The 13,599-nt window shown below is 33.2% G+C and carries 13 protein-coding genes; 2 read left to right on the top strand and 11 right to left on the bottom strand.

The features are described from left to right. The first annotated feature begins 6 nt into the window (after window positions 1-6). Entirely contained in the window at window positions 7-1,218 is a 1,212-nt protein-coding gene (locus OIU80_RS00675; RefSeq protein WP_264285187.1) for a peptidylprolyl isomerase, read from the top strand. 68 nt (window positions 1,219-1,286) lie between these two features. Here OIU80_RS00675 and OIU80_RS00680 read toward each other — a convergent pair whose 3' ends face one another. After that, window positions 1,287-1,730 carry a hypothetical protein gene (locus OIU80_RS00680; RefSeq protein WP_264285188.1) on the bottom strand — a complete coding sequence of 148 codons (444 nt, stop codon included), beginning with the start codon at window positions 1,728-1,730 and terminating at the stop codon, window positions 1,287-1,289. Between the two features lie 308 nt (window positions 1,731-2,038). Further along, window positions 2,039-4,327 (bottom strand): GH92 family glycosyl hydrolase, encoded by a 2,289-nt coding sequence (locus OIU80_RS00685; protein WP_264285512.1) that lies wholly within the window; start codon window positions 4,325-4,327, stop codon window positions 2,039-2,041. A gap of 280 nt (window positions 4,328-4,607) precedes the next feature. Here OIU80_RS00685 and OIU80_RS00690 point away from each other — a divergent pair, with 280 nt between their 5' ends. Next, on the top strand, window positions 4,608-5,228 hold the full coding sequence (locus tag OIU80_RS00690; protein ID WP_264285189.1) for a M949_RS01915 family surface polysaccharide biosynthesis protein: 621 nt from the start codon (window positions 4,608-4,610) through the stop codon (window positions 5,226-5,228). 202 nt (window positions 5,229-5,430) lie between these two features. Here the strand turns inward: OIU80_RS00690 and OIU80_RS00695 are convergent, their stop codons facing one another. The 9 genes from OIU80_RS00695 to OIU80_RS00735 form a co-directional block, all read right to left on the bottom strand. After that, a complete protein-coding gene (locus tag OIU80_RS00695; protein WP_264285190.1) occupies window positions 5,431-6,027 on the bottom strand; it encodes a GNAT family N-acetyltransferase in 597 nt (198 codons plus the stop codon). A 40-nt stretch (window positions 6,028-6,067) separates the two neighbouring features. Further along, on the bottom strand, window positions 6,068-6,424 hold the full coding sequence (locus OIU80_RS00700) for a hypothetical protein (RefSeq protein WP_264285191.1): 357 nt from the start codon (window positions 6,422-6,424) through the stop codon (window positions 6,068-6,070). Window positions 6,425-6,607: 183 nt separating this feature from the next. Next, a complete protein-coding gene (locus OIU80_RS00705) occupies window positions 6,608-7,786 on the bottom strand; it encodes an AIR synthase related protein (protein WP_264285192.1) in 1,179 nt (392 codons plus the stop codon). Between the two features lie 156 nt (window positions 7,787-7,942). Beyond that, complete coding sequence (locus tag OIU80_RS00710) at window positions 7,943-9,433, bottom strand: carboxypeptidase regulatory-like domain-containing protein (RefSeq protein WP_264285193.1); 1,491 nt, start codon at window positions 9,431-9,433, stop codon at window positions 7,943-7,945. Between the two features lie 84 nt (window positions 9,434-9,517). Further along, the gene (locus OIU80_RS00715; protein ID WP_264285194.1) at window positions 9,518-10,894 is read right to left on the bottom strand and encodes a CsgG/HfaB family protein; all 1,377 of its coding nucleotides are present in this window, start codon (window positions 10,892-10,894) and stop codon (window positions 9,518-9,520) included. Between the two features lie 70 nt (window positions 10,895-10,964). Continuing rightward, the gene (locus OIU80_RS00720; RefSeq protein ID WP_264285195.1) at window positions 10,965-11,402 is read right to left on the bottom strand and encodes a curli assembly protein CsgF; all 438 of its coding nucleotides are present in this window, start codon (window positions 11,400-11,402) and stop codon (window positions 10,965-10,967) included. A gap of 81 nt (window positions 11,403-11,483) precedes the next feature. Next, window positions 11,484-12,218 carry a curli production assembly/transport protein CsgE gene (locus OIU80_RS00725; protein ID WP_264285196.1) on the bottom strand — a complete coding sequence of 245 codons (735 nt, stop codon included), beginning with the start codon at window positions 12,216-12,218 and terminating at the stop codon, window positions 11,484-11,486. A gap of 4 nt (window positions 12,219-12,222) precedes the next feature. Beyond that, window positions 12,223-12,708, bottom strand: coding sequence for a hypothetical protein (locus OIU80_RS00730; RefSeq protein ID WP_264285197.1), 486 nt, complete (start codon window positions 12,706-12,708; stop codon window positions 12,223-12,225). Between the two features lie 111 nt (window positions 12,709-12,819). Further along, window positions 12,820-13,509, bottom strand: coding sequence for a hypothetical protein (locus OIU80_RS00735; RefSeq protein WP_264285198.1), 690 nt, complete (start codon window positions 13,507-13,509; stop codon window positions 12,820-12,822). Window positions 13,510-13,599: the final 90 nt, after the last annotated feature.

The raw sequence follows: 13,599 nt of genomic DNA on the forward strand, positions 1-13,599 counted from the left end.
AATCAGATGAAATTAAAAATTCTATTTTTATTTTGCTTAGGTGTACTTAACCTACAAGCACAAACAAAAAAGCCTGTTCCAAACAAGAAAACAGCAATTACAAAAGTTGAAACAAAACCTTCACTTAACGAAGGAATTTTTGCTACAATTACAACAAAAAAAGGAAATATCGTATTGCAACTTGAATACATAAAAACTCCTATTACTGTAGCTAATTTTATATCATTGGCAGAAGGAACAAATCCTTATGTAACTATTGACAAATTAAAAGGAAAACCATTTTTTGATGGATTAAAATTTCACAGAGTTATCAATGACTTTATGATACAAGGTGGTGATCCTGACGGAAACGGTTCTGGAGGCCCTGGATATGCTTTTAAAGATGAGTTCGTATCTAGCCTTAGATTTGATAAAGGCGGTGTCCTTGCAATGGCAAATTCTGGTCCAACTACCAACGGAAGCCAGTTCTTTATTACTCACAAAGATACTCCTTGGTTAAATAACAAACACACTATATTTGGTCACGTTACAGAAGGAATGAATGTTGTTAATCTTATTCTTCAGGATGATGTAATGCTAACTGTAAAGATTACTCGTAAAGGAGCTATGGCAAAGAAATTTGATGCCCCTAAAGTATTTGCTTCTTATTACGAAAACAAAGCAGAAGAAGCTAAAAAGCAAGCTTTACTTGATGCTGAAAAAGCCAAACAAGCACAAGCTGCTTCTCTTGAACAAGAACGCCTTTACAAAGAAAAATATGCTACTGTAATTGCTGCTAAAAAAGCATATTTTGATACTGCAAAAGCTACTATAACAACTACTCCATCTGGTTTATCTTATAAAAAAGTCCAAAAAGGGACTGGAGTAAAACCAGCAGATGGTTCTACTTTCTATTTTCATTATGCTGGTTATTTTGAAGACGGAACTCTTTTTGACAGTAGCTTTGAAGAGGTTGCTAAAGCGTACGGAAAACATGATGCAAATCGTGCTGCACAAGGAGGATATCAAGCTTTTCCTTTTCAGGCTGGTAAAAAAGACGGTATGATTCCTGGTTTTATCGAAGGTTTAGATCTTATGTCTTATGGTGATAAAGTAGTGTTCTTCATTCCTTCAAAACTTGCTTATGGAGAAAGAGGCGCTGGTGGAGTTATTCCTCCAAATACAAACCTTATTTTTGAATTGGAAATCTATAAAGATCAACCAACTCCAAAACAATAATTTTCTTAAATTATATCATAAAAAAACCGATAGTTTCAACTATCGGTTTTTTTATACGCTGTCTTTTTTTATTTTTTTGTTGGAAACTTCCAATCAAATTCATCTTTATTATTGATGATTGCTCCGATTTCGAATTTTACTACTTCTTCAAATTCTGTTTGAAAGATAATCCAGTTTTCTTCGTTGAAATAGTTCTCGAAAGTATCAAACTCCTCTTGTGTGAATTTTGTAATTCCTTTGGTTGCCAAATCTTTTTTTACATCGGCAATTTTTCTTCCTATAATTTTAAAACCAAAAATTTCTAAATCTGGACTTGATGCTACAACATAACCCAATTTTAAAGCTTCTTCCTGATAGAATGTCAATCTCATTTTGTGCTTATTGTAAGCAAAAATAACATTATCATCTTCGTCTTTATAATTTCTATCTGGTTTACCATAAATAGCTGTAACATCGTTCTGCTTCATACCGAACAACAACTTGTCTATTCCATTTTTAGGATTTATTTTCATATGTCTCTTCTATTTATTTAAAAGGCAAATTTCGTGAAGTTTTTATAAAGTTGCATTACGTTTCTATTTTAATTACAATAAAATTAAAGATAAAAAAATGAACCATTAAGAGATTAAGGAAAATTAAGTGTTATCCTCAAATTTTCTTAGAAATTCTATTCCTGCAAGGTCTTTTTCTTGATCTTACAGGATGATAATGTAAAACTTCTATTTATACTAAATTAATTCAAAAGATTAAAATGCTTTTTAAATTCATCTGCAAAGCCTTTGAACCTTTGCTACTTAGAACCTTAGTACCTTAGCCCCTTTTATAGATATATTTTCTTGTTTGGTTTACTACTCATATAAAATGTAATCTTTCCTCCGTTTACAATATCACTGTGCTTTATTGTAGGGCTCGTAAGCAGTTTTCCGTTTAAGAGTACTTTACTAACAAACACATTTTTATCTGATTGATTTACTGTAGCTACTTCAAATGTTTTTCCATTTTCAAGATTAAAAATAGCATTTGCTACTAATGGACTTCCTAAACTATAATCTTCTGATCCTGGTGCAACGGGATAAAACCCTAAACTGCTAAAAATATACCAAGCACTCATTTGTCCAAAATCATCATTCCCTCCTAATCCATCAGGGCCATTTTTATACATTCTTTTTAAGATCATTCTGATTTTATCTTGTGCTTTCCATGGCGAATTTGTCCAATTGTATAAATAAACCACATGGTGTGAAGGCTCATTTCCATGTACATAATTACCAATAATTCCTTCTTTGGTAATATCCTCAGTATTTTCAAAATATTTGTCTGGTAAGTGCATCGAAAAAAGTGAATCTAATCTTCTTGTAAAAGCGTCTTTACCATTCATCATTTTTATCATTTCTGCAGGGTCTTGTGGTACATACAAACTGTAGTTCCAAGAATTTCCTTCAATAAAACCTTGCCCGTGTGTGTCTAATGGATCAAACTCTTTCTTGAATGTTCCATCATCAAGTTTAGGTCTCATGAAACCTGTTTTGGCATCGTATACATTTTTATAATTTGTTGCTCTTTTAGAGAACTCGTTATAAATTTCTTCTTTTCCTAACTTTTTGGCTGCTTGCGCAATTGCCCAATCATCATAAGCGTATTCTAAAGTTTTAGATACTGATGAACCATTTTTATCCTCAGGAACATATCCTTTTTTCATATAATATTCTAATCCATCATAATAAGGGACTTTAGCCGTATTAACAGTTGCTAAAAGCGCTTTATCAACATCAAAACCAGTATTCCCTTTTACTATGGCATCTGCAATTACCGAAACACTATGATACCCAATCATACACCAGTTTTCATTGCCATAATGTGACCATATTGGTAACATTTTATGTACACTTTGGTCATAATGTGCCAACATCGAATTTATCATATCGGAGTTTCTTTTGGGCTGAACCAAATTAAATAACGGATGTAAAGCTCTGTACGTATCCCACAATGAAAAACTTGTATAATTCTGAAATGTAGTTGCTTGATGCACATTACCATCTAATCCTTTATATTTTCCATCGGTATCCATATATACTGTTGGCCCTAAAAAAGCATGGTACATTGCGGTATAAAAATTAACCATGTCTTCTTTTTGAATTGTTTGCACCTGAATTTTATTCAATTCTTTGTTCCAAATTTCTTGACTTTCTTTTTTAACTCTTTCAAAATCCCAATCTGAAATTTCTGCTTTCATATTAGCCAATGCCCCTTGGGTACTTACTGGAGAAATAGCAAATTTTATTTTAATTTTCTCATTTTCATTGGTATCAAAATCAAAGTATAATTTTAGGTTTGCTCCTGCCATTTCTGGAAAGTTTTTGGTTTGATCAAATCGTCCCCAAAAACCTTTATACACGTTTTTTTCAGGCGTAGCTTGTCCATATCCTTTAATTGGCTTACTAAAAGACATAGCAAAATACACTGTTCTTGTTCTAGCCCAGCCATTTGTCTGGCGATATCCTGTAATTAAGGTATCGTTCTCTACACGAACAAAAGTCCAAACATTCTTTTTATCATAGTTGTAAATCCCTGCTGTAAGATCTAAAATAATATGTGCCTGATCTGACTTTGGAAATGTATATTGGTGCATCCCAACTCTTGTTGTTGCTGTAAGTTCGGCTTTGATATTATGATCTTCCAGAAGCACACTATAATAGGCAGGTTCAGCTTTCTCTGTTTTATGTGAAAATACCGATCGATATCCTGTTTCGGGATGACTTGCTGTTCCGGGATTTAATTGTAATTTCCCTATTGTAGGCATAATTAAAAAATCGCCTAAATCAGAATGTCCTGTACCGCTAAAATGGGTATGACTAAACCCCACTATCGTTTTATCTTCGTATTGATATCCCGCGCAATACTTGTAAACATCTTTATTATACTTACCATTTGTAGCATAGGGAATCGTATCGGTTTCTGGACTTAATTGCACACTCCCAAAAGGTACTGTTGCACCTGGATAAGTATGCCCCATCTTAGCAGTTCCTATCATTGGATCCACGTATTGAACTAAATCTTTAAGTTTGTTCGTTTTTTCCTGTCCGCTGATTTCATAGAAAGGAATCAGCATTAAAACTGATAATCCGAAAAAGAATCTTTTGTTATTTACAATATTCATTAGGTCTTTTTTAATTTATGGTTGTCGGTTAATGGCGTTAATCTATTTTACTAAAACGATTTAATAAAACTTTCAGGTTAGAAAATTACAATAAATATTGGTTTTTTTAAAAATTACTTTGCAAATACTATCGATGAAATTTGATTCTGAAGTTTAATACTGTATTCACTTACTTTTTTTAAAATAAAGCTAAAAATGAATATCTTTGAGTAGTCAAAAAGTATTTAAGCTTATGAAAAAACTCGCCTTATTATTGGTTTTCTTTTACTCTATAATGGGTTTTTCGCAAACAGTACAAAGCAAAATGCTGAGTAAAAACGAAATAATCGAAAGAAATTTAGATGGAGGGAAATTTCCCGTTTTCAAAGCCTTTGAATATCAAGACAAAGGCGGACTTTATGGATTAACTTTAAATGAAAATCAAAAAGTTATTTCGTCTAAAGATACGCTAAACACTAAAATTGAAGCTGTTTGCTATTTAAATGACCATGGAAACTATCTCGTAAAATGGACTATAAACGATTTAGTTGAAAGTGCCGAAGTTGAAGAAACGTCTATTTGGTTTTGGACAAAATATTGCAGCACTCAAGACATAGATGATGATGGATATATCGATCCAGTAATCGTTTATGGTACCAAAACTGATGATGAAAATATAAGACGCATAAAAGTTATCACCGTTTACAAAGGCAAAAAATATGCTATCCGTGCTGTAGAGTGCGACTTAGACTATTGTAGAAGTTTTAAAAAAGATAAAAACTGGAATTTACTACCTCAGAAAATAAAAACACATATCGATAAATTACTTGCCAAAATTAGAAAAGAACAGCATGTATTATTGAAAGATGGGTAGAAACAAGGTTTTAATAGTTTGCTACCACTAATTTAAAAGATTATCGAGTTTCTTCCGATGATTCTTCGACTCCGTTCAGAATGACAATATTTGGGAAAAACTTTGTGATCTTTGTGTCTCTCGATAGCTATCGGGACTGTGTACTTTGCGGTTAAAAACTTTGCGGTTAATTTTTCTGCCACTGATTATACCAGCAACTTATTTATAGCTTTTGTCTCAGGTTTTCTTTTACCTCATCGAACCATTCTTCTCGTAGAATACTTAAAATGATTGAATCTCGACGTACTTCGCTGCCAAAAGTAGGCATGTGATTTCGTAAAACTCCTTCGACTTTGCAACCGATACTTTTCATGGCTGCAATGCTTCGTTGGTTATTATTATCAGCACGGAATTCTACGCGCTCCATTCCCAAAGTTTCAAAAGCAAATTGTAACAATAAGTATTTACAATGCTTGTTCAATCCTGTTCCTCTAAATGCCGAACCGTACCAAGTATATCCTAATTGTAATGTTTTGAATGAAAGCTGTATATCGTAAAAACGCGTGCTTCCTGCGTATTTTCCTGATTTTTTATCGAAGACTATAAAAGGAAATTCGGTTTTATTATCTCTTGCTTTTAATGCAATAGCTATATAATTCTCTAGATTTTCTTTTCCGTTGGCACGAATTAACGAATACTCCCAAGTTTCTGGTTCGTTAAGAGAAATCTCTAATAAGTTTTCGACGTCAGTTTTTTGCAAAGGTCGTAATAAAACTAAATCGTCTTCGAGTACTATATTTTCAGAGAAATTGAAATCCATTTTATTAAAAATCAGCTTTGTAATTTATTTAAAATTTTGGTTACTCATTCATATCATCATACCGTTCTGGAACTTGTGGATCGTAAAGCGGACATTTAAATTCTTCTAACGCATTTACCAGAATATCCATTGCTTTTCCTTCGGTTCCGTAACAATCGATTCTAATACTTTGTGGTGTAGTTATTATCTGAAAAGCTCCTTTTCCTTCTTTGTTTTTCCAACTGTTGTCATCGACTTTCTCCCATTTAGAAAATAATGAACTAATCCTGTTTAGGATTACGGTAACAGGAAGTTGCTCTAAACCTTCGACGTCTTGCTCTTCAATAAGTGCTTCGTAAACTTCGTGATGGTTTAAATAAATTCCTTCTGAGTATTTCCAAAAAAGTAATTCGTACATGATAACGTGATTTTTAGCCCCGATAGCAGCGGTATCCTTTTTGGGCGGTGTTCGCCCGAAAAGATATAGCGGATAGCGGGATTAGCTCCTAAAAAAGCTAATTATTAATAAAAAGGTTCTGTTGAAACTCCAGTATAAAAACCTTTGCAACTCAGAACCTTTGAACCTTTGTACCTCAAAATATTAATATTCGAATGTACCGTATTCGCTGGTGATTGTCAGCTTCTTATCTTTGGATGCCTCTACTCTACCTACGATTTGTGCATCGACATTGAATGATTTTGAAATCGCAATTATATCTTGTGCAATCGCTTCAGGAACGTATAATTCCATGCGGTGACCACAATTAAATACTTGGTACATTTCTTTCCAATCTGTTTTAGATTGTTCCTGAATTAATTGAAACAATGGTGGAACTGGAAATAAATTGTATTTTATGATGTGCAAATTCTGTACGAAATGAAGGATTTTTGTTTGTGCTCCTCCACTACAATGTACCATTCCGTGAATTTCTTCTGGCGTATATTTATCTAATATTTTCTTGATAATCGGCGCGTAGGTTCTTGTTGGTGAAAGAACCAATTGTCCTGCGTCTATCGGGCTATTTTCGACAGCATCGGTCAATTTTACTTGTCCTGAGTAAATTAATTCTTCGGGAACTGCTGCATCAAAACTTTCTGGATATTTGGTTGCTAAATATTTACCGAATACATCGTGACGTGCCGATGTTAACCCGTTGCTTCCCATTCCTCCATTATAGCTTTTCTCGTATGTTGACTGACCAAATGAAGCCAATCCTACAATTACATCTCCTGCTTTAATATTTGCATTGTCTACTACTTTTGAACGTTTCATACGTGCTGTTACTGTAGAATCTACAATTATTGTACGTACAATGTCGCCAACATCGGCAGTTTCTCCTCCTGTTGAATGAATGGTTACTCCAAAAGTATCTAGTTCTTTTATCAGTTCTTCGGTTCCGTTGATGATTGCTGAAATAACTTCGGCTGGAATTAGATTTTTATTTCTTCCGATTGTTGATGAAAGCAATATATTATCTGTTGCTCCTACACATAGTAAATCATCTATGTTCATGATTAATGCATCTTGTGCAATTCCTTTCCATACTGATATGTCGCCTGTTTCTTTCCAATACATATAGGCCAAAGATGATTTTGTACCTGCACCATCGGCATGCATAATAAGGCAATAATCTTGATCTTGGGTTAAATAGTCTGGAACAATTTTACAAAATGCTTGTGGAAACAGCCCTTTATCAATGTTTTTTATGGCGTTGTGTACGTCTTCTTTAGATGCCGAAACTCCTCTTTGTGCGTACCTTTTGCTAGAATCTGAACTCATGAAATTAGTTTGTGTTGTTGATGTGATGCAAAGATAACCAGTTTTTTTAATTGTTGCGTTTTATGACTGTCTGAAACATAAAAAAATCCGATAAGTTTGAGAATCTCATCGGATTTTTAGAAAAAAAGTGCTTGGAAATCTAGATCCATACCACGATTATTTCCATTCGGGCATTGATGCGTTTTGAAATAATGTGGTTCTTGATGATGTAGAACCACTTGTATTATTGACACTTACTTTTTGTACGTTTTGAGCCGATATCCCGTCATTAGACGTATTTACAAATATGATTTCAGCCTCATTTGGTGAAAATTTCACATCTAAATCATTAAAACCATTTTGCTTTTGAGTTGTTAACTCTACTGCTGTGTTGGTTGAACGGTTGTACATGAAAATTCGGGAATCTAATCTTCGGTATGTTGAATTCTCGAAACCTGAAACGTCTCTTGTAAAAATTACTTTCTGATTATCTACCGATATATTTAACCCGCTTGTCGCTCCGCTTAAACCTGTTTGTACTGTATATAAAACTGTTCCTGACATATCTATTACATAAATTTCTACATTATATCCTGATCTGTCATTTACTTTTAATGCAATTTGGCTGCCATCTTGGCTCCAATCACACTCGGATATAAATTTTCCGTTTGGCGTTTGAAACAATTGAATAAGTCCTCCTCCATCTGAATCTATACGATATAGTTTATCAAAATTTGGATATATTATCTGACTTCCGTTTGTATTCCAGCAATAATTTACAAACTCCATATTAAATCCTGCAACAGGTACATAATTTGTAACTTTAAATACTCCCGACCCATCTGGATTCATAGTATATATCTGATTCTGAGAACCATCAGAGCTAAGGTACGCAATTTTATTTACACTTAAATTTTTTCTTGGTCTAAAACTATTAACATTTGCTGATGTTAATTGTAGTTGGTTTCCTGCTTCGTCAGCAGTGTATATAACGTTGTTATTATTCACTTTTTTAACATACAAAAATCTTGGATTTGGGAATGCCAAAGTTGTAAATGAATTGGTTACGCTATTAGTTGGCTTATTAATTCCATCAGAAGCAGCTACTTGCCAATAGTATTTTGTACTATAACTTAAATCTTTTATTGCCAAGGTTGTCGTTTTAAGATCAGGATATATTTTAACCTCATCGGTCGTTCCATTTTTTACAGTAACGGTATAGGTTAAAGTATCTGATTCTTTATCGGCAGCTGTCCATGTTAAATTTAAACTTAGAGCCTGATCTTTTGCATTATCAACTGGAGCTGTTAGCACCGGAATATCTGGCGGTTTATTATTTGCAGTAGATATTTCTAATTCAAATATAACTTGTACTGTAGCATCGGCTGCAACTTTTGCTGGTTCAAATCTGGCAATATAGCCGTCTTTTTGAGCCTGAAAAGAGTAATCTCCAACCAACACACCTTCCAGAATAAAATAACCGTCTTTATCTGTAAATACCGTACTTGTCGCAGGACTTGAGGATACACGCACATTTTCTATAGGCGTAAACGTTCCCGACTCGACGACTCTTCCTTTTACAGTTCCACTTGCTCCATCCTTCAATTGTTCTTCACTACAAGAAATCAAAAGAATAAAACACACTAAAATTCTTAATCCTATTTTCATTTGTAGATTTTATTTATTAGACTTTTATCAAGTTTATCCGATGTGATTTTTCGAATGAGATATTTTTATTATTGTTAAGAAAATTTACATTCTCTTTTTTTTATGATAGTTCTTTGGGAAATAATAGGTCACTCCTAAACCAAAACGCCAATAAAAATCATCCCTGACTCCGCTATCAACATAATCTATCATATCTGTAAAATTCACATTGTATTCTCCGTACACTTTTATACCAAGATTACTTGTTACTAAATACTCTAGCCCTCCTCCAAACTGAACTTTACTATGAAAATTTTTATACTTGGAGTTGAATCCTAAACCTGCTCCTCCAAAAACAAAAGGCGTAAAAACATCGTGAGGCAATATTGACAATTCTAAATTTAAATCCAGCGTTGCATAACCTACATCTAACTTATCTTTATTACCGAGTTTAAAAACATTTGTCGAAGCACTAATATCAAAAGCTGGGGTAATAAAAACTTTTGCCGCGCCTCTCGCCATTGGTTTTGCAACCGGATTAGGATAATCGCCCTGCATATAAGTTGCCCCACCTGATAATTCCAGCCCAAAACGTCCTCTTCTCTCGGTTAGGTTTCTTCCATAAAGTTGTGCTAAATCGGCTTCGCTTTTTTCATTATCATAGCCAGCAACAAAATTATCTACCTGAACTTGTGGTGCATCTACTTCCCAAAGCTTATCTTTAATTCCGTCTACAATAAGTCCCTCAACTGCTTTTTCGATAGCTTCAGTAACGGCTAATTGTATGGGTTCATTTCTGGTAAAACCTGTTTCAACTTCCAGAAGCCTGTTTAGGTTTACATATCGAAATAAATTAGCATCGACACTTTGTGATAAAATGGTTTTGGAAACATAAACGGTATTTAAAATTTTACCATTTGATGTTGAAACTAGTCTTAGATAGACTGTAACTCTATCTTGTCTATATCTTACCGAAGCTCCTGCACCAAAATATCGAGCACCAAAACCTCCTGTAATTATATTTGTATCATAGGATATAATACCTCCTTCTAGCAAAACACCTGCAAATAAAAGAGGCGTTAATGGGGCTTCTTTTTCATTAGGTTTAGTAGAATATTCCTGTCTTGTAGATCTAATAATGTTTCTTTCATTAAGTAAATTTCCCAAGTTTTCACGTTCAATTGGAATAAACCATTTTGAGTCTTCAAGTGCTTTTATTAAAATAGAAGTAGCGCCTTGTGTAACTGCTGTACTAAATGTGCTTCCTTGTTCGATGGCTTTATACTGTCCTGTTTGATCTTTAAATTTATACACCCCAACAACAATTTGTTCTTTAGGTTTAGGAATATTGGTTAATGCCGAGGTAGCAGGTGTATTCTCTCCATAAATAGCTTTTTGTACTCCAACTGGTTGATTAAAATAGGCACCACAGCCAGAGAATAAAAGAACTATTAGAACTCCAAAAAGTGATTTTTGATTCATAAGTGAGTCTTTATTAACTTATTACCGATAAAAATGCGAAAGATAGTATTAGGCAATAAAAAACATAAGCCTAATTGTTTCCAGGAACAATTACTTGTGTTTGTTCTCCTGTTTCTATATCCAAGATATCTACAACTAATCCCAGATTAGAATCGTAAACATCTACAGACAATGTTCCAAAAACATACGATCCAGGTTTAATTCCTCCTCCTGTACCAGTACCAGTGCCCATTCCTGTGCCAAACTGATCTTCAAACAAAGAGTTCGAAAGTTTATTCAACAATTGGTTGTTAAGATTTTCTTTGAAACGTTGTAAATCTGATTTTTGTTCGAATCCAGTAGTTTTATCTTCTTTGTAGTCATTTTGTGCTTGCGCCGAACTAAGCAGCCAATTGTAGTTAAAAGTATCTCCCCCAAAAGCTGGGTTGATAGGTTTGTATGCTAGATCTTGCGCAACTGAAGTAAAACATATTCCTAGTAAACAAAATAGTAAAGTTATTGTCTTCATTTTGGTATTTTTAGGGTTAAAAATAATGGCCAAAAAACATTCAATTAATCTATTCGAAAGTCAACTAATTAAATGTAAAACTTAATACTGAGTGATAAACTTATTTTGTCGTTCGATATTTTTAAAATACTTGAAAATTTTAGCCGATGATGATTCTGCCATGTATTTTAAAAACTCTTCGTCTGGTCTTGAAATAAATTCATCAATTATTTCTCCATCAACATCTATCATTATCTTAGTAGTTCTTCCGAAGGTTAATTCTTCTCGAACTGTAACGATCTTATGTGATTTGATTTTTAATTTCGAATATTCTGAATAAAAATAATCGTAAAAATCATTGCCCAACTTAGTCTTGGTATCGTTTGAAACTATACCATTCATTTCTAATCCGTCAATAGGTTTTGGAATAGCAATTCTTGCTTCATCCTTTCCACCAAAAACTACTTTATCTTTTCCTATTACCGCATTATTATCGTCATATATTAACAACAGGATAATTATTTCATCGTCTTGAGTAAAATTTACCTGTGTTTTTGAAAGATTCACTTTTTGAATAGGCTCTAATGTAGCCCTGCCGTCCTGCGCATTATTTGATTGATTCGAATTTGATTTATTTACTTTTAAAACTGATAATTTATAAGAGATGTTTTTAAACTCTGATTTTAAATTTTCGACAGTTCCAGTAATGGCTAGCAAATTTTCAATTTTTTCAATTTCAATTTTTGCTTTTACCTCTGTATAAACCACTTGCGAATATGTATCTTGCATTACGAACAGCATCACAATTAAAATAATATTTATAGTATATCGCTTCATAGCCTCAATGATTGAAAATATAAATAGTGCCTGAATTTCCGGTTTGAGTAATTCTCATCCCCTCGGATATAGAATTTGATCCATTATTAAAAACATTCAGATTGCTTCCGTTTTGAATAATTGACATATTTATAGCCCCACTCGAGTATAAAGAAAAATCGCTCACCATATTATTATTTCCAGTTTGAACAACTGATTGATTAATTTCTGGTGCTTTCTTATACATATTTATATAATTGTCATTCCCTATTTGACTAAGAACTACATTGGCATTATTACTAATGATACTTACATCCGAAGTATTGTAATTCCCTATTTGCATAATATTTACAATATTATTATTCTGAACAAATAGATTGGCATTTTGATTTCTATAAGTATTATTTCCTTCCAACGCTTTTATAGCATACGAATCGAGTATCGGATTTAACCCCTGCGAGAAAGCAATACTTGTAAATAGAAATAATATTAAGTACACTATTGGTTTCATGATACATCTTTAAAATAAATCTTCTTTAAAAATTTATACCAGTTTTATATATAAAACTGGTATAAACTGAATTATAAGTAAAATTTAAAATTCTACTTCTTCAAGTAAAGCTTAGTTAGATTGGAAAACTATAGCTCCGTTTGCAATACCTGTTTGAGAAATAGTACTCATATGGTCATTACCCAATTGTAATGTAAGTGCAAAGTTAGCAGTCCCATTTTGGTAAACACTTGATGTATTGTCATATCCAAGTTGAGCTGTAATTGCAGTATTTCCGTCTCCTAATTGATAAATATCAGAAGTGTTAAACCAGTAAGATTGTACTACAAATGCATTGTTTCCATCTCCATCTTGGTCAATAGTTGATGAGTTACCTACAAAAAATTGTAATGTTGTTGCATTATTGTTATCCCCAGATTGAGTTGTTGAAGATGTATTAAAAGCTCCTAATTGTGCTGTTAATGCAGTGTTGTTATTACCCATTTGGTCAATTACTGCAATGTTTCCAAGGCCTAATTGTCCAATAGTAGCACTATTACTATCTCCATCCTGACTTACAGCTGCTATGTTAAGAATACCAACTTGAGTAACGTCTGATTCATTTGAATCCCCTGTTTGTCCAACAAATGCTAAATTTGCTAAACCAAACTGTGTTACTTCTGAATCATTTGAAGAACCTACCTGAGCTACCAAAGCTCCATTTATCCAACCTGTTTGATTTACATCACTCACATTGGCTTGCGCAATTGCTGCAGCACCTACAAATAGCATCGCGGAGATGCTTAAAACTACTTTTTTCATAATAAATATATTTAATTGGTTATTAATACAAATTATTATGTAGGTTTTGTGATGGGGAATCACTCCAAAAAATGTAATTGTAAGTAAGTT

Origin of the sequence: Flavobacterium frigoritolerans (assembly GCF_025847275.1) — a bacterium.
GTDB classification, from domain to species: Bacteria; Bacteroidota; Bacteroidia; order Flavobacteriales; family Flavobacteriaceae; genus Flavobacterium; species Flavobacterium frigoritolerans.